This is a genomic window from Nonomuraea sp. NPDC048881, assembly GCF_040649795.1.
Classification (GTDB): domain Bacteria; phylum Actinomycetota; class Actinomycetes; order Streptosporangiales; family Streptosporangiaceae; genus Nonomuraea.
Genome location: NZ_JBEZGC010000004.1, coordinates 575,221 through 591,347, shown reverse-complemented (window position 1 = coordinate 591,347; position 16,127 = coordinate 575,221). Strand labels below are relative to the sequence as shown.

The window sequence follows — 16,127 nt, the reverse complement described above, 5'->3', positions numbered from 1 at the left end:
GCCCGGCCGCCGGCCTCGTTCAGTGCACCTGTACGTACGCGCCGAAGGCCAGCGCCACGTCCCACACCCGGGAGAAGACGATCACCCGGCCGCCGTCCAGCCCGCCGCAGGCGACCGGCTTGCTGATGGCCGACGTGATGCCCTGTGCCGCGACGTCGTCGAACCAGTTGGTGTAGGAGTAGACCGGGCCGCCGCTGTCGCCGTGGGCCACGGCGCAGCCGCCGACGACGCTCTTGGCCCTGACCATGTGCTTGACGTACTGCCCGTTCGTGTACGTGCCGCTCCACCCGGTCTCGGTCACCTTGATCAGGCAGTACTCGCCCAGCGACGCCCCCGAGTTGCACACGAAGTTGCCGACGTACGCCTTCCACAACGCGACCACCCGGTTGCTGGTGGCGGCCGCCGGACCGCCGTCGAAGACGTCGGCCGTGGCGTCGGCCAGGACGATCGCGGCGTCCCGCTTGGGCAGCCGCCACTGCAGGTCGCCCATGCGGTTCGCCGGGCTGCCCGAGCCGCCGCCGTCGTAGAAGGAGTCCCAGAACTCGCCGCAGTGCGCGGCGGTCAGGAAGCCGGGATTGCCGTTCTTGTCGTAGACGGCGAACCCCGAGGTGCAGCCGGAGCCGGTCCTGGCGTTCCAGGTCCGGCCGCCCGCGTAGTAGCTCGGGACGTCGTCCTGCCTGCTGTAGGCCGGGTCGAAGCGCTCGCCGCGCTCCAGCGTGATCGGCGCGGTGGCGCCGCTCGGCCGCTGGAGCTGGTCGGGGGCGGTGTCGTCGTCCGGGACCGAGAGCCGCACGCCGCTCCCGTCGGCCTGCGGGGCGGCGCCCGTCACCTGTCCGGACTCGCTCCACTTGTCGGCCTCGGCGAGGAGGTCGGCGTAGGAGAAGGCGGACGGGAGTACGGAGACCGGGGCGGTCAGCCGTCCCTCGTCGACCATGGCCCGCACGGGCGCGGGCACCTGGCCCTTCCAGTACAGGCGCACCTCGTGGTTCTCGGGCGCGACGACCACGCCGCCGTACCCGTCGGAGGTCTCGGCCACGGCCGTGACGCGGTCGGCGACGGCGTTCAGCCGGGTCTGCTCGGCGAAGAGCGCGTCCCAGCTCGCGAAGCCGCCGGGAACCTGGCCGCGCGGGCCGGTCGAGTCCCTGGCCGGCGGCTTGCCCCCGGCGTCGGCGGACTGCCGGGTGAGGTCGGGGCCGGAGACGGTGACCGCCGAGGCGGCTCCGGCGCCCAGGAAGGGCACGACGGCGCACGCCAGGATCAGTACCGTACGGCGTAAGCGGATGTTCTGCATGGATCCCCCCATGTCTGGATGAGGGGCCAGCACAACAGACGATCCGGCACGCCTACCGCGTCCAAGTACCGCTTCGCGCTGTGCTTTGCGGGCTTGCGGCCTCAGGAGGGGATGAACAACCACAACGCGGACGTGCCGGACTCGTAGCGGGAGTCCAGACGTTTGGCCACCACGCCGGGCAGGCCCTGCTCGCGCGCCGCCTGCCGGACCGCGCCGGCCTCGCCGGGCCACGAGGGCGCGGTCTGCCAGCGGGGGCCGGCCAGCCCCAGCGACTCCAGGGCGGCCCGCCGGTCGGCGAACGGCTCGTCCACCAGGGAGCGGCCCTCGTCGTACAGCAGGTCCTGGACGACCAGGAGCTCGGTCCCGGCCAGCGTGACCACCTCGCCGTCCAGCACCGCCGTCCGGCTGCCGAACGACTCGGCCAGCGGGCGCAGCCAGGGATGCTCGCGGGCGGCCGTCGTGCGCCCGCCGTCCACGGGGACCAGGAGCCGGCGTCCGCCCCAGGCGAACTCGAAGGCGTAGGCGGCGGCGTCCCTGGGCGGCTGGGCGCGCTCGGTGGGCAGCATGGGCGCCACGTCAGGGAACGGGTCGCGGACGGGGGCGTCCATGCGGTGGATCATCCAGTTCTTGCCCCGCGTCCGGAACAGCACGAACCGCCCGGAGGCCCGCCGGCCGTGCAGGACGAACTTGACCTCGCGCTCGGACCACTTCTCGGTCTCGTACGTGCCGGTGTCCCAGACGGTCATGGTGCCGCCGCCGTACTCGCCCTTGGGGATCTCGCCGTGGAAGGTGAGGTACTCCATCGGGTGGTCCTCGGTGTGCACGGCCAGGTGGTTGGTGCCGGGGTCGGCGGGCAGGCCCTTGGGGACCGCCCAGGAGGCCAGCACGCCGTCGCGTTCCAGCCGCAGGTCCCAGTGCAGGGACCGGGCGTGGTGCTCCTGGATGACGAACGCGGCGCCGCCACTGTCCTCGGGAGGGGTGGCGGGCACGGGCTCGGGGGTCCGGCTGGGGTCGCGTTTGCTGCGGTATCGCTCCAGTTTGTCGGCCACGACACGGTTACTACCCGGGGAACGGGCGCCGATCAGTCGAGGGCCTTGCGCAGCCACGCCTCCACGCCCGCCACGTGCACGGTGGCCCACGAGCGCGCCACGTCCGGCTGGCGGGCGGCGATGGCCTCGTAGATCGCGGTGTGCTGCTCGCGGGTCTTCTCCATCGCGCCCTCCTGGGTGAGGCCGCGCCACACCCGGGCCCGAGTGGTCGGACCTGACAGGCTCTCGATGAACGAGCAGAGCACGCTGTTGCCCGACCCGCGCGCGATGCGCTGATGGAACTCCAGGTCGTTGGCGACCAGTTCCTCGACCGTCGGCTGCGCGGGCAGCGAGTCGAGGATGCGCCGCAGTTCCTCGATGTCCTCGTCGCGCATCAGCTCGGTGGCCAGGGCCGTCGCGGCCGGTTCGAGGATGCGCCGCACCTCGAAGAACTGGATCACCGTGTCGTCGCGGTGCAGGTCGAGCACGAACGACATGGTGTCGAGCAGCAGGTGCGGCTCCAGGCTGGTGACGTACGTGCCGTCGCCCTGGCGCACGTCGAGGACGTTGATCAGGGCGAGCGCGCGCACGGCCTCGCGCAGCGAGTTGCGCGACAGGCCGAGCCGCTCGGCGAGGTCGGCCTCCTTCGGCAGACGGTCGCCCGGGGTGAGCTCCCCGGAGAGGATCATCTGCTTGATCTTGTCAATGGCCGCGTCGGTGACCGCCACACTCTTCTCCCTAGACATCGGATGTCTAGGAGTCTAGAGCCTGAAAGCGGACGGGATCGACGTCCGGGACGCGGCGGACCATGCCCCGGGTCTCCAGGGTGCGCAGATGGGCCGCGGCCTCGCCGGCCGCCATGCTGCGCAGCACGGGGGCCAGGTCGTCCCAGGGCCGGTTCCAGGTCATCATCGAGGCGACCTCCCAGATGGTCAGCGGTCGCGACCGCTCGGCCATGAGGGTGCGCAACCGGATCAGCTTCTCCTCGTGATGGTGGCGGATCTCGGCGGCGCGCGCGGCAACATCGGGAAATATCCACTCGTGTGCCGGCAGGGCGTCCAGGGGGCCCAGCTCGCCGACCCGGTCGAGCGAGTCCAGGAAGTCGCCCAGCGGATCGATGTCGTCGCGGTCGTAGGGATAGATCCCGATGTGCGGTGTGATGTCGGGAAGGACGTGGTCGCCGGTGAACAGCCGGTCGGCGTCCTCCAGGTGCAGGCAGATGTGGCCCGGCGTATGGCCGGGGGTGTGCACGGCGCGCAGCTTGCGGCCGGGCAGCTCCACCAGGTCGCCGTCGCGCAGCTCGCGGTCGGGCAGCGCGGGCGGCGTCGGCCGGGCGCCCATCGCCTCGCGCACCTCGCCGGGGTCGGCGCCGGCCCGCCTGAGCATGTCGGACTGGAAGCTCGCGTGCTCCTCCGCGGCGAACCGGTGCATGAGCCGGACCAGCGCGGCGTCCTCCTCGTGCATGGCGATCCAGGCCCCGGACGCCTCCTTGACCTGCCCGGCCAGCCCGGCGTGGTCGGGATGGAAGTGGGTGACGACCACGCCGCTCACGGTCGCGACGTCGAGCCCGAGCGCGGCCAGGCCGCCGCTGAGCGCCTGCCAGGCGTCGGGATGGTTCCACCCGGCGTCCACCAGCACCGGCCCGCGCGGCGACTCGACGGCGTAGACCAGCGTGTAGCCGAGCGGGTTGCCCGGGATGGGCACCGGCACGCTCCACACCCCGCCGCCGAGCTCCTGCGGCCGCTGTTCCGAGTACGGCCTGCGCCTGGTCTTCCCCACCGGTTCCCCCGATCGAGCACGTGCGTGTGAATGGTGGATCAGGTCAGGCGTTCGAGGATCGTCGCCGTGGCCAGAGCGCCGCCCGCGCACATCGTGACCAGCGCGGTGGTGGTGTCGGAGCGTTCGAGCTCGTGCAGGGCGGTGGTGATGAGCCGGGCGCCGGTGGCCCCGACGGGGTGGCCGAGCGCGATGGCCCCGCCGTTGACGTTGACCCGGTCGAGGTCGGGCTCGTGCACCGCGGCCCAGGAGAGCACCACGGACGCGAACGCCTCGTTCACCTCGAACCTGTCGATGTCGCCCATGGTCATCCCGGCCGCCGTCAGCACCTTCGCGGTCGCCTCCACGGGACCGTCGAGATGATAGTAGGGCTCGGCGCCGACGAGCGCCTGCGCCAGGATGCGCGCCCTGGGCCGCAGCCCCTGCCGGCGGGCCTCCTGCTCGCTCATCACCAGCACGGCGGCCGCGCCGTCGGAGATCTGCGACGACGTGCCGGCGGTGTGCAGGGCGCCCTCGGCGACCGGCTTGAGCCCGGCCAGGCTCTCGACCGTGGTCTCGCGTAACCCCTGATCCCTGCGGACGGATCCGACGGGCACGATCTCCCGCTCGAACCGCCCGTCGGCCCACGCCTTGGCCGCCAGGCGCTGCGACCGCGCGCCGAACCAGTCGAGCCGCTCCCTGGTCAGCCCGCGCCGCCGGGCGATGCGTTCGGCCGCGGTGAACTGGTCGGGCAGGTCGATGCTCCAGTCGTCGGGACGCGGCCGCGCGGGGCGCACGTTGCTGCCGAGCGGCGCCCTGCTCATCATCTCGACCCCGCATCCGACGCCGGCCTCGATGACACCCGCCCTGATCATCGCCGCCGCCAGGTGCACGGCCTGCTGCGAGGAGCCGCACTGGGCGTCGAGCGTGGTGACGCCCGTCTGGTAGGGGAGCCCGGCGTAGAGCCACGAGTGGCGGCCGACGTGGCCGCCCTGTTCGCCGGCCTGCGTGACGCATCCGGCGAACATCTGGCCGACCGTGGCCGGATCGACGCCGGCGCGCTGGACCAGGCCGTTCAGCGCCGCGGCCAGCACCTGCTGCGGCTTGAGCTCCGACAACCATCCCGCCCGTTTGCCGATGGGCGTGCGAACGGCCTCGACGATCACAGGTGTGCCCACAGTCGCCTCCAGAACGTTGCTCTGGCCGCGACTGTAACGCGTTCTACTTTGTGGTGGAAGCCTCGCTTCCGGCGGGGAACTCGGCGCGCAGCCCGAAAGTGTCGAAAAGCCGCAGGTCAAAGAACATGGCGACGTGGTTGACGCCTTCTTCGCGCAACGCCAGCACCATGATGGCGAAGCGGCGGTAGACGTCGTGCTCGCGGAAGTAGACGGCGAACGCGGGCTGGCCGTTGGCGGCCACGGGGAGCAGCCTGAGGTCGTGCGGCCGGCTGGCGGGGCACTGCGTGGAGACGAGCTCGCCGATCGCGTCGGGGCCTTCGTACCAGCCCACGTAGGGGGGCATCTCCCAGATCGCGTCTTTGGTGAACAGCGAGACCAGCTCGTCGACGTCGTAGTTCTCGAAGGCGGCGACGTAGCGGTCGAGCAGGTGGCGCTGCTCGGCGGAGAGCGGCTCGACCTGGTCGTCGAGGCTCGGCGAGACCTCGCTGAGCTGCGCGCGGGCCCGCTGCAGGATGCTGTTGACGGCCGCCGTGGACAGGCCGACCGCCTCGGCGACCTCGGCCGCCCGCCACCTGAGCACGTCGCGCAGGATCAGCACGGCGCGCTGCCGGGGCGGCAGGTGCTGGAGCGCGGCGACGAGCGCGAGCCGGATGCTCTCGCGCGAGGTCACGATCGAGGCCGGGTCGCCGGCCGCCTCGACCCCGGCCAGCGTGTCGGGCACCGGCTCCAGCCAGGGCACCTCGCCGTCCTGGACCAGCGGCGCGGCCGCCTCGGTGCTCGGGGCGCCGAGACCGGTCGGCAGGGGGCGCCGGGTGCGGCTGTCGAGCGCGGTCAGGCAGGCGGTGGTGGCGATGCGGTAGAGCCACGTGCGCAGCGACGACCGCCCCTCGAACCCGTCGTAGCCCCGCCAGGCCCGCAGATAGGTCTCCTGCACGAGATCCTCGGCGTCGTGCACCGACCCCAGCATGCGGTAGCAGTGTGCGAACAGCTCGCGCCGCATCGGATCGGCCAGCCGGAGGAAGTCTTCGCTCGTCGGCTTGTCGCTCATGCCCCCTGTATAGCTTCCGCCACCGACAAAAAGCCGATTAGGGCATGGCGGACATGTCCGGAAGGAGTTAGATGTCGGCCAGGAGGCGGGTCGCGGCGGTCTCGATGCGCCGCTGGATCTGGTCGTACGTGCGCCGCCCGCGCAACATCTCCAGCAGCTCCTGCACCCACACGCTGGCCAGCGAGCCCGCGAGGTCGAGCTGCTCCTCGCCGGCCTGGTCGATGGTCAGCCCGTCGGCGGAGACCCGCAGCAGCAGCCCCGTCATGCGGTCGCCGAACGGTGTCTGGACCTCGGCCATGATCAACGAGCGGATCAGCGCGTCGGCCAGCTCCGGCTCGCGCATCAGCCCCCGCGTGGCCCGCATGAGCACGTCGACGGCCCGGCTGGCCGGCGTGGACGCCCCGGGCGGGCGGCGCTCGATGCTGCTCTCCAGCAGGTCGATCTCCTCGCCCACGACCGCGACGACCAGGTCCATCTTGGACGGGAAGTAGCGGTAGAGCGTGCCCAGCGCCACGCCGGCGCGCTCGGCGACCGTGCGCATCTGCATCGCCTCGACGCCGCCGCGTGAGGCCAGCGCGGCGGCGGCCTGGACGATGCGCTTGCGGCGTTGGTGCTGGCTGCGGGTGCGGACGCTGCGACCGCCCGCCGCCGCGCGGCCCTCGGCGGCCCCCTCGGTGTCGCTGGGGGGCGCGGAGAATGACCCGGGCGAGGTACGCATAAGAACACGTTATCTGATTTCTCGGCAACGCGGCTTGTTACTCGCCAGTCACAAACAGGCCGTATCGGCGCATGTCTAGGGCGTTACAGGACTATGTCGGAACAATGTGCGGAGGGCCGGTACTGGACAGATATTAGAATCTGTTCTAGTTTGCCATTCGGCTTACCTAGCGCTTGCTGGAGGCTCGATGATCGCGCAGACGCTGGCGGCCCTGCTCCTCGACCGGGCGCAGGACGACCGACCTGGGCTGATGTTCGAGGGCGCGGTGTCGTCGTGGCGCGAGCACGTCGCCCGCTGCCGGGCGGCGGGGGCCTGGCTGAGCGGGCTCGGCGCGGGTCTGCACGTGGGCGTGCTGGCGGAGAACGTCCCGGAGCTGCTCCTCGTGCTCGGCGGGGCGGCGCTCGACGGGCACGTGCTGGTCGCGCTGAACCCGACGCGCCCGGCCGCGGAGCTGGTCCGCGACGCCCGCGCCACCGACGTGGACCTCCTGCTCTGGGACGCCCCCTTAGCCGCCCTCGCCGCGTCGGTCGCCGAGGAGCTGGGCGTGGAGAGCATGCCGCTGTCCCTGGTGTCGTCCCTGGGGGAAGGCGGTGGGCCGCCCGGTGAGGCGGCTCCCGGCGACCTGGTGATGCTGATCTTCACGTCGGGGACCTCGGGGCGGCCCAGGGCCGTCCGGATCACGCAGCGCAAGCTGGCACTGCCGGGGCTGAGCCTGGCCGCGCTGCTCACGCCCGAGGACGTCGTCTACTGCTCGATGCCGCTGTTCCACTCCGGAGCCCTGATGGCCGCCTACGCCCCGGCCGTGGCCTCGGGGGCGGCGCTGGCCGTGCGCAGGCGGTTCTCGGCCTCCGGCCTGCTTCCGGACGTGCGGCGGCACGGCTGCACCTACCTGCACTACGTCGGCAAGGCGCTCTCCTACGTCCTGGCCACCCCCGAACGCCCGGACGACGCCGACAACCCCCTCAGGATCGCCTTCGGCAACGAGGGCAGCGCGGTCGCGACCAGACGGTTCGGCGAGCGGTTCGGCTGCCGGGTGATCGACGCGTTCGGCTCCACCGAGACGGCCATCTCCTTCAGCCCCGACCCCGGCGCCCCGCCCGGCAGCCTGGGCAGGCTGGGCGCGGGCGTGCAGATCCTCGACCCCGCCACCGGACGCCCGTGCCCGCCCGCCCGCATCGAGGGCGGCCGCCTGCTCAACCCGGACGAGGCCGTCGGCGAGCTGGTCAACACCGCCGGCCCCGGCCTGTTCGAGGGCTACTACAACGACCCGGACGCGGACGCCGAACGCGTCAGGAACGGCGCGTTCTGGTCCGGCGACCTGGCCTACGCCGACCCCGCCGGCCACGTCTTCTTCGCCGGACGCGGCACCGAACGGCTGCGCGTGGACGGCGAGAACCTGGCCGTCGCCCCCGTGGAGGCCGCCCTGCGGGAGTTCGGGGGCGTGGTGGAGGCGGCCGTCTATCCGGTGCCGGACGCGGCGGCCGGCGACCAGGTGATGGCGGCGCTGGTCATGGACGTCCCCTTCGACGCGGAGCAGTTCGCGGCGTTCCTGGCCGGGCGCACCGACCTGGGCCCCAAGTCCTTACCCCGCTATATCCGGGTTTGTCCGGAACTTCCGCTGACCCCCTCCCACAAGGTCATCAAGCGGATCCTGGCCAAGGAGGCGTGGCGGACCGGCGACCCCGTCTGGTGGCGCTCCCCGTCCGGATTGCGCCCCCTGACCGGCGTGGACGTCAAGGCGATCGAGGACGAGTTCGTCGAGCACGGCAGGCACCATCTCTTGGAGAGCTGATGGATTTCAACCTGGACGAGACCCAGCAGGACCTGAAGAAGCTGACCGCCGAAGTGCTGGCCAAGCAAGGGGAGGGCGGCCCGGCGGCCAAGCAGCGAGTGGGCGGCCCGGCGGCCGAGGAGGGGCTGTGGCAGGCCGGGCTCATGGGCGTGTGCGCGTCCGAGGAGGCGGGCGGCGCCGGGCTCGGCCCCGTCGAGATGGCCGTCGTGCTGCGCGAGGTGGGTGCGCGGGCGGTGGCCGTGCCGGCGTTGCCCGTCCTGGTGAGCACGCTGGCCCTGGCCCGGCACGGCAGCCCCGACCAGCGGCGGCGCGTCACGCGCGGCACCCTGGCCCGGCGCGAGCCCGGCCGGGCCCCGGCCGATCCGCCGACGACGGCCGCCCGCCGCGAGGGCGACGGCTGGTCGCTGACCGGGCGCAAGGTCGCGGTGCCCTACCCGGCGGACGACGTCCTGGTCACCGCGGACGAGGGGCTGTTCCTGGTGGCGTCGCCGCCCGCGAGCCCCGAGTTCACCTCGACCGGCGAGCCGGCCGCCACGATCCCGCTGGACGGCACGCCCGCCGAGGCGGTGGCCGGGCCCGAGGCGGCCGCCGACGCCGGACGCCTGTTCACCGTGGCCGTCGCCGCGCAGGCGAGCGGCGTCCTGGCGGGGGCGCTCGACCTGACCACCGCCTACATCAGGACGAGACGGCAGTTCGGCCGGGCGCTGGCCGAGTTCCAGGCCGTGACCATGCAGATCGCCGACGTCTACATCGCCGGACGGGCCCTCGACGTGGCCATGTGGTCGGCGGCCTGGCGGCTGGCCGAGGGCCTGCCCGCCGACGAGGACGTGGCGCTGGCCGCGTTCCACGTCTGCGAGGCCGTCAAGGCGCTCTACACCTGCCAGCACCTGCACGGCGGCCTCGGGCTCGACGTCACCTACCCGCTGCACCGCCACTTCGCGCAGGCCAAGCACCTGTCCCACCTGCTCGGCGGCGCCGACGCCCAGCTCGACCTGATCGGAGCCCTCGTCTGATGCTGATCGACCTGACCCGGGAGCAGCGCGCGCTCCGCGACGAGCTGCGCGAGTACTTCCGCGGCTGCCTGACCGCCGAGGACCGCGCGAAGATCGCCGACGACCCGTTCGGCGAGGCGTACATGGAGCACTGCCGCCGGCTCGGCCGCGACGGCAAGCTCGGGCTGGGCTGGCCCAAGGAGTACGGCGGGGGCGGCTACGGCCCCCTGGAGCAGCAGATCTTCGCCAACGAGATCGCCCGCGCCGGGGTGCCGTACCCGATCATCACCGTGCAGACGGTGGGCCCGACGCTGATGCAGTACGGCACCCAGGAGCAGAAGGACCGGTTCCTGCCGCGCATCCTGGCCGGCGAGTGCCACTTCGCGATCGGCTACAGCGAGCCCGAGGCCGGCACCGACCTGGCCTCCCTGCGCACCACGGCGGTGCTGGACGGCGACCACTACGTCGTCAACGGCCAGAAGATCTTCACCAGCGGCGCGCACTACGCCCAGTACATCTGGCTGGCCGCCCGGACGAACCCCGAGGCCAAGAAGCACAAGGGCATCACGATGATGATCGCCGCCACCGACGACCCCGGCTTCTCCTGGACGCCGATCGTCACCATGGACGGCCGCCACCACACGAACTCCACCTACTACTCCGACGTGCGCGTCCCGGTGGACATGGTGGTGGGCGAGGTGGACAAGGGCTGGGACCTGATCGTCAACCAGCTCAACCACGAACGCGTCACCCTCGGCCCGGCCGGCAACCTCGGCCAGACCTACGACCGCTTCCTCGCCTGGGCCAGGCACGCCGGGCTGACCGACAATCCGGACGTACGCCGCGCCCTCGCCCGGGTGTGGGCCGCCTTCCGCACGAACGAGCTGCTCAACTGGCAGGTGGCGGCGAACATGGACCTCGGCTGGCTGGGCGCGCCCGACGCCTCGGCCACCAAGATCTACGGCTCCGAGCGCATGCAGGAGATCGGCCGGCTGGTCTGCGACGTCGTGTCCCGCTACGGCGACCCCTCCGACCCGGAGACGGCCGAGCTGGCCGAGCGCATGGACCACGGCGTCAAGGGCGCGGTGGTGCTGACGTTCGGCGGCGGGGTCAACGAGGTGCAGCGCGAGCTGATCGCGATGCTCGGCCTGAACCTGCCGAGGCCGCCGCGATGACCGACACGACGACCGACACGACGACCGCCGCGACGTCCGGCACGACGACTGGCGCGATGACCGACGCGGAGCTGCACGAGCTGGCCGGCAAGCAGATGGCGATGGGGGAGCTGCGCGGCGCCCCCGCCGCCGACCCGGTGAACGCGCCCATGATCCGCCACTGGCTGGCGGCCATGGGCGACGCCAACCCGCGCTACCTGGAGGAAGGCGTGGCGCCGCCCGCGATGGCCCAGGTGTGGACCATGCAGGGGCCGGGCTCGCAGGCCAAGGACCGCTCGCCGGTGGACGACCTGCTGGCCGCGCTCGACGCCGCGGGCTTCACCGGGGTCGTGGCGACCAACTGCGAGCAGACCTACCACCGGTACGCCAGGGTCGGCGAGCTGCTGACCCCCGCGACCCGCTTCACGTCGCTGGCCGGGCCGAAGCGCACCGCCCTGGGCGAGGGCTACTTCGCCACCTGGAACGTCACCTGGTACGGCGACGACGACCAGCCGGTCGCCGAGATGCTCTTCCGGGTGCTGAAGTTCCGGCCGAAGGCGCCCGCCCCGCGCGCGCGGGAGCCGTACCCGCTGCGGCCGGCGGCCAACGCGGACACCGCGTTCTTCTGGGAGGGGGCGCGGAACGGCGAGTTGCGCGTCCAGAGCTGCGCGGACTGCGGGGAGCTGCGCCATCCGCCCGGTCCGATGTGCCCGGACTGCCGCTCGGGGAACCGGTCGCACGTCGTGGTGAGCGGCCGCGGCACCCTCTACAGCTACGTCGTCCACCACCATCCGCCGGTGCCGGGGCGCGAGGTCCCGTTCGTGGTGGGCGTGGTGGAACTGCCGGAAGGAGTACGGATCGTGGGCAACGTCGTGGACTGCCCGGTCGAGAAGGTGGAGGTCGGGATGGCCCTGCGGGTGACGTACCGGTCGATGGACGACGAGCTCGTCCTGCCGATGTGGACGCCGGAGGAGCCGTGACCCCCGCCGCCGGAACGGCCCTGCCCGAGCTGGAGGTGGACCTGACGCCCACGACGGTGATCGCCACCGCCCTGGCCACCAGGGACTTCACCCCCGTGCACCACGACACCGCCAAGGCCCGCGCCCAGGGCTCGAAGGACATCTTCCTCAACATCCTCACCACCATGGGCCTGGTGGAACGCTACGTCACCGACTGGACGGGCCCGGAGGCGGTCATCACCAGCATCAACGTCAAACTGGGCGTCCCGGCGTACGCGGGGGACCGGCTGAGCTTCAGCGGCGTGATCGTCGAGCGCGACGGCGACCGGTACACCGCGCAGGTGCGCGGCAGGGTGAGCCTGGGCGACCACGCCACCGGAACCGTCACCTTCGTCCTGCCCGGGAGCGCGTGATGCCGGGCGGGCGGGCCGCGATCGCGGGCATCGGGGCCACCGAGTTCAGCAAGGACTCCGGCCGGTCGGAGCTGCGACTGGCGGCCGAGGCCGTGCTCGCCGCCCTGGACGACGCGGGGGTGCCGCCGTCCGACGTGGACGGCATGGTCACCTACACCCAGGATGCCAACCAGGAGATCGCCGTCGCCCGGGAGACCGGCGTCGGCGACCTGACCTTCTTCTCCCGCGTCGAGTACGGCGGCGGCGCGGCCTGTGGCACGGTCGCGCACGCGGCGATGGCCGTGGCCACCGGCATGGCCAGGACGGTGGTCTGCTACCGGGCCTTCAACGAGCGCTCGGGCCGCCGCTTCGGCCAGCCGAACGCCCGGCTGACCGGGGAGCCCACCTCCCAGGGCCTGGAGATGAGCTGGCACGTGCCGTACGGGCTGATGACCCCGGCCGCGTGGGTCGCCATGTTCGCGCGGCGGTACATGCACGAGTTCGGGGCGACGTCGGAGGACTTCGGGCGGGTGGCGGTGGCCATGCGCCGGCACGCCGCCACCAACCCGGCCGCCTGGTTCCACGGGCGGCCGATCACGCTGGCGGAGCACCAGGCGTCCCGGTGGATCGTGGAGCCGCTGCACCTGCTCGACTGCTGCCAGGAGAGCGACGGCGCGGTGGCCCTGGTCGTGACGTCCGCCGAACGCGCCCACGACCTGCGCAGGTCGCCGGCGGTGATCACGGCGGCGGCGCAGGGCGCGGGCGCGGGCCAGATGATGATGACGAGCTACTACCGGGACGACATGAGCGGCCTTCCGGAGATGTCCGTCGTCGGCCGGCAACTGTGGAAGATGTCCGGGCTGTCCCCGGCGGACATCCAGACGGCCATCCTGTACGACCACTTCACCCCGTTCGTCCTGGCCCAGCTTGAGGAGCTGGGCTTCTGCGGACGCGGCGAGGCTCCTGACTACCTGCGGGACGGCGGCATCGAGCTGGACGGCCGCCTGCCCGTCAACCCGCACGGCGGCCAGCTGGGCGAGGCGTACATCCACGGCATGAACGGCATCGCCGAGGCCGTCCGGCAGATCAGGGGGACGGCCGCCAACCAGGTGGCCGGGGCGCGGAACGTCCTGGTCACGGCGGGAACCGGCGTGCCGACGAGCGGCCTGATCCTGTCGGCGTCGTGACGATCAGTTAACAAGGAGCACTCAGGGTAATCATCCCTGCATGAGTGGATTCTGGGGGATCCTGGCACAGCCGGAGTTGAAGATCGACTGGGCCAGGATGCCCACCTACAACACGATCATGGCGGTCGCCGCCGGCGTCGGGTTGCTGCTCGTGGTCTCCTTCGGCCGCCGGCTGCTCAGAGGCGACCCGCTGGAGCACGTGGACGGCTGGGCGCTGGCGTTCGGCGCGGTCGGGGCCGTCCTGGCGGTCACCGGGCTGCACATGACGCTCACCTGGCCGCTGGCCGGGCAGGGCTTCCCGTTCGACAACATCATCTTCGGGGAGCCCTCGCTGGCGTTCGGCGTGCTGCTGCTGGCCGCCGCGCTCTACCTGTGGAAACGCTGGGGCGTGATCACCGTGGCGCCCGACCGGCGCAAGCTCGTGGCGCGCACGGCCGGGCCGATCTCGCTGTTCGTCTTCGGCATGGGGCTGGCCTGCTTCGGCATCGCGGCGGCGGGGTGGACGTACACGCTGTTCGCCGCGCCGCCGCAGGAGCCGATCTCGGGAGCCTTCGCCGGTCTGCCGCTGCTGGAGGCCACCTTCATCTCCGGCCTGTACGTGCTGGTCGGGGTGGGCGCGGTGCTGTTCCCGTTCGCGCTGCGGGCCAGGGGCGGCCCGGTCACGACCGTGACCGGGGTGTGCTGGGGGATCGCGGGGGCGGCGTTCCTGCTGTTCGGCGCGCTGAACTACTTCACCCACATCGGGTTGATCGTCAACACCATGTAGGCGCTCACGGGCCCATGAACATCGGCACGGAGAAGAACACGATCATCGCGATGGCCACGCAGATCAGGAACCCGATCAACTCCCAGGCCCAGTCGTAGTGCCGCTCGCGGCGCCGCTTGAGCGCCTTCTTCCTGGCCGCGGCCTTCTTCTTGCCCGCCGGCTGCTTGCGGGCGCCGGGCTTGGCGCCGCCTCTCCCCGGCGAGCGGGCCGGTTCGGCGCCGGGCTTGCGGCGGGACGGGCCCTGGAGGTCGCGCGCGGGGTCCGGGTAGCGCGCGCGGTCGGCTTCCAGCTCGCGGGCGAGCTCGACGGCGAAGTCCGCCGCGCGGCTGCGCCCGGACGGCGCCGCATCGGACACGGCAGGGTCGGACAGGGCGGAGGCGGACCGGCCCGGGTGGGACAGGGCCGGGTCGGGCAGGGCCGGGTCGGACGGGGCCGGGTCGGACAGGCCGGGAGCGCGGGCCGGGTCGGGGGCGGGCATGCGGTAGACCGGTTCGGCGGCGGCCCTGGACCTCGGGGTGAACAGCGGCGCCGCCTCCTTGACCGGCTGCTCCGCCGCCAGGGGACGCCGGGCGGCGCGGCCCGGGTCCTGATGCGCCGGGACGTCCCTGATCGCGGGCATCTCCTGGGTGATGGGCTCGTCGTCCAGCACGTCCGCGGGGATGGGCGCGGCCAGGAAGAAGGCCCGCTCCCCGGGCGGGGGAACGGCGGGCGGCGCGGTGAAGTCACCCGTGCTGAACGGCCGTACGGACTCAGGCAGCGGCTGCGGGGGCTGCGCGGGCTGTGGGGGCTTGGACAGGAACGGTCGTACGGCCGCAGCCCGCGCGGCCGGGTCCCGCAGCGGGCCTATCGAGTCCAGCGCCCCGAGCGGGTCGCGCAGCTTGGGCATCGGGGCGGTCGTCGCCTCGTGCACGGACGGCCGTCCGGCGGGCGGCGGCGTGAGCAGGTCCGCCGGGAAGATCCCGGTGCTGGTCGCCGGGTCGGACTCGGCGAGCGGCAGCGGCCACTGCGGCGGCGCGGGCCAGAGCGGCTTGACGAACAGCGGCCCCGGCTCGGCCGGTACCGATCCGGCGAAGTGCACCCGCAGGATCGCGGGCGGCTCCGGCCAGGGCAGACGTCCCAGGACGTCCCGCAGCGGCGCGACCGCGAGCGCGCCGTACACGTCGGCGACCGGCTTCGGCGCCCGCCCGCCGGCCAGCGCGGTCAGGGCCATGTCCAGGACCTCGCGGAAGCGGTGGCCCGCCCCGAAGGCGAGCTCGTCGGCGGTGTCGGGGGCGACGTCGAGCACCCAGGCCAGCTCGGCCCGGCTCAGCCCGCACACCGCGCACAGCACCAGCACCTCGCGCTGCTGCGGGCGAAGCTCGCGCAGCACGCGCTCGACCAGCGCCGAGGCCGGGTCGATGAGCGGGTCCACGACGGGCGGGGCGTAGACGACGTCCCGCCGGCGGATCTGGCGGCGGGCGTAGGCGTACAGGGCGGCACGGGGCGGGGCGACGTCGGGGACGCCGGACAACACGGACGCCAGGACGTCGGACGCGGTGCCCGGATCGCCGAGCTGGTCGGCGCAGTACGCGAACAGCCCGGCGGCATGGCGGTCGTAGAGCTCTGCGATCAGTTCTGTGCGGGGGCGCTGACCGGTGAGCGGCTGGGACACGGGGCCGATCCTCTTGCTAAATGTGCGGACGCTGAGGTGAGGGGTACGCGTCTGGAGTTTGTGGAGGTAATCATGCCAACTCACCCAGGCTCGGCGCACCACTTGATCGGAAATTCCGGTAAATCTCCCTGGTCAGTGAAACGTTTAAGCCGTCCCCCGTGGGGACACGGGGGTGAGGGTCGCCGTAGTCTTGTGGGCCACCGAGATCATGCGGCG

At 72.6% G+C, this 16,127-nt stretch carries 15 protein-coding genes; 7 read left to right on the top strand and 8 right to left on the bottom strand.

Features of this window, described 5'->3' with window-relative positions; translation table 11 throughout:
* Nucleotides 1-19: 19 nt before the first annotated feature.
* From AB0C33_RS17860 to AB0C33_RS17830, 7 genes are all read right to left on the bottom strand, one after another.
* A complete protein-coding gene (locus AB0C33_RS17860; RefSeq protein ID WP_358288813.1) occupies nt 20-1,291 on the bottom strand; it encodes a S1 family peptidase in 1,272 nt (423 codons plus the stop codon).
* Between the two features lie 101 nt (nt 1,292-1,392).
* Nucleotides 1,393-2,340, bottom strand: a complete 948-nt coding sequence (locus AB0C33_RS17855) for a DNA polymerase ligase N-terminal domain-containing protein (protein ID WP_358288810.1) — start codon at nt 2,338-2,340, stop codon at nt 1,393-1,395.
* A 32-nt stretch (nt 2,341-2,372) separates the two neighbouring features.
* On the bottom strand, nt 2,373-3,047 hold the full coding sequence (locus tag AB0C33_RS17850; RefSeq protein WP_352322012.1) for a FadR/GntR family transcriptional regulator: 675 nt from the start codon (nt 3,045-3,047) through the stop codon (nt 2,373-2,375).
* A 25-nt stretch (nt 3,048-3,072) separates the two neighbouring features.
* Nucleotides 3,073-4,098 (bottom strand): MBL fold metallo-hydrolase, encoded by a 1,026-nt coding sequence (locus tag AB0C33_RS17845; protein WP_358288807.1) that lies wholly within the window; start codon nt 4,096-4,098, stop codon nt 3,073-3,075.
* A 38-nt stretch (nt 4,099-4,136) separates the two neighbouring features.
* A complete protein-coding gene (locus AB0C33_RS17840; RefSeq protein ID WP_358288804.1) occupies nt 4,137-5,252 on the bottom strand; it encodes a steroid 3-ketoacyl-CoA thiolase in 1,116 nt (371 codons plus the stop codon).
* A 43-nt stretch (nt 5,253-5,295) separates the two neighbouring features.
* Entirely contained in the window at nt 5,296-6,300 is a 1,005-nt protein-coding gene (locus tag AB0C33_RS17835) for a sigma-70 family RNA polymerase sigma factor (RefSeq protein WP_358288801.1), read from the bottom strand.
* Between the two features lie 67 nt (nt 6,301-6,367).
* On the bottom strand, nt 6,368-7,018 hold the full coding sequence (locus AB0C33_RS17830) for a TetR family transcriptional regulator (RefSeq protein WP_358288798.1): 651 nt from the start codon (nt 7,016-7,018) through the stop codon (nt 6,368-6,370).
* A 187-nt stretch (nt 7,019-7,205) separates the two neighbouring features.
* Here AB0C33_RS17830 and AB0C33_RS17825 point away from each other — a divergent pair, with 187 nt between their 5' ends.
* The 7 genes from AB0C33_RS17825 to AB0C33_RS17795 are packed head-to-tail and all read left to right on the top strand — an operon-like array spanning nt 7,206 to nt 14,260.
* A complete protein-coding gene (locus tag AB0C33_RS17825; protein WP_358288795.1) occupies nt 7,206-8,810 on the top strand; it encodes an AMP-binding protein in 1,605 nt (534 codons plus the stop codon).
* Complete coding sequence (locus AB0C33_RS17820; protein WP_358288792.1) at nt 8,810-9,823, top strand: acyl-CoA dehydrogenase family protein; 1,014 nt, start codon at nt 8,810-8,812, stop codon at nt 9,821-9,823. Before AB0C33_RS17825 ends, AB0C33_RS17820 begins: the two co-directional genes overlap by 1 nt.
* Nucleotides 9,823-10,977 (top strand): acyl-CoA dehydrogenase family protein, encoded by a 1,155-nt coding sequence (locus AB0C33_RS17815; RefSeq protein ID WP_358288789.1) that lies wholly within the window; start codon nt 9,823-9,825, stop codon nt 10,975-10,977. Before AB0C33_RS17820 ends, AB0C33_RS17815 begins: the two co-directional genes overlap by 1 nt.
* On the top strand, nt 10,974-11,936 hold the full coding sequence (locus AB0C33_RS17810; RefSeq protein ID WP_358288787.1) for a bifunctional MaoC family dehydratase N-terminal/OB-fold nucleic acid binding domain-containing protein: 963 nt from the start codon (nt 10,974-10,976) through the stop codon (nt 11,934-11,936). Before AB0C33_RS17815 ends, AB0C33_RS17810 begins: the two co-directional genes overlap by 4 nt.
* Nucleotides 11,933-12,328, top strand: a complete 396-nt coding sequence (locus tag AB0C33_RS17805; protein ID WP_358288785.1) for a MaoC/PaaZ C-terminal domain-containing protein — start codon at nt 11,933-11,935, stop codon at nt 12,326-12,328. Before AB0C33_RS17810 ends, AB0C33_RS17805 begins: the two co-directional genes overlap by 4 nt.
* A complete protein-coding gene (locus tag AB0C33_RS17800; protein WP_357973396.1) occupies nt 12,328-13,494 on the top strand; it encodes a lipid-transfer protein in 1,167 nt (388 codons plus the stop codon). Before AB0C33_RS17805 ends, AB0C33_RS17800 begins: the two co-directional genes overlap by 1 nt.
* 40 nt (nt 13,495-13,534) lie before the next feature.
* Nucleotides 13,535-14,260: a DUF981 family protein gene (locus AB0C33_RS17795; protein ID WP_358288782.1), complete on the top strand. Its 726-nt coding sequence runs from the start codon at nt 13,535-13,537 to the stop codon at nt 14,258-14,260.
* A 4-nt stretch (nt 14,261-14,264) separates the two neighbouring features.
* Here the strand turns inward: AB0C33_RS17795 and AB0C33_RS17790 are convergent, their stop codons facing one another.
* Nucleotides 14,265-15,911, bottom strand: coding sequence for a sigma factor-like helix-turn-helix DNA-binding protein (locus AB0C33_RS17790; RefSeq protein WP_358288779.1), 1,647 nt, complete (start codon nt 15,909-15,911; stop codon nt 14,265-14,267).
* Between the last annotated feature and the right edge of the window lie 216 nt (nt 15,912-16,127).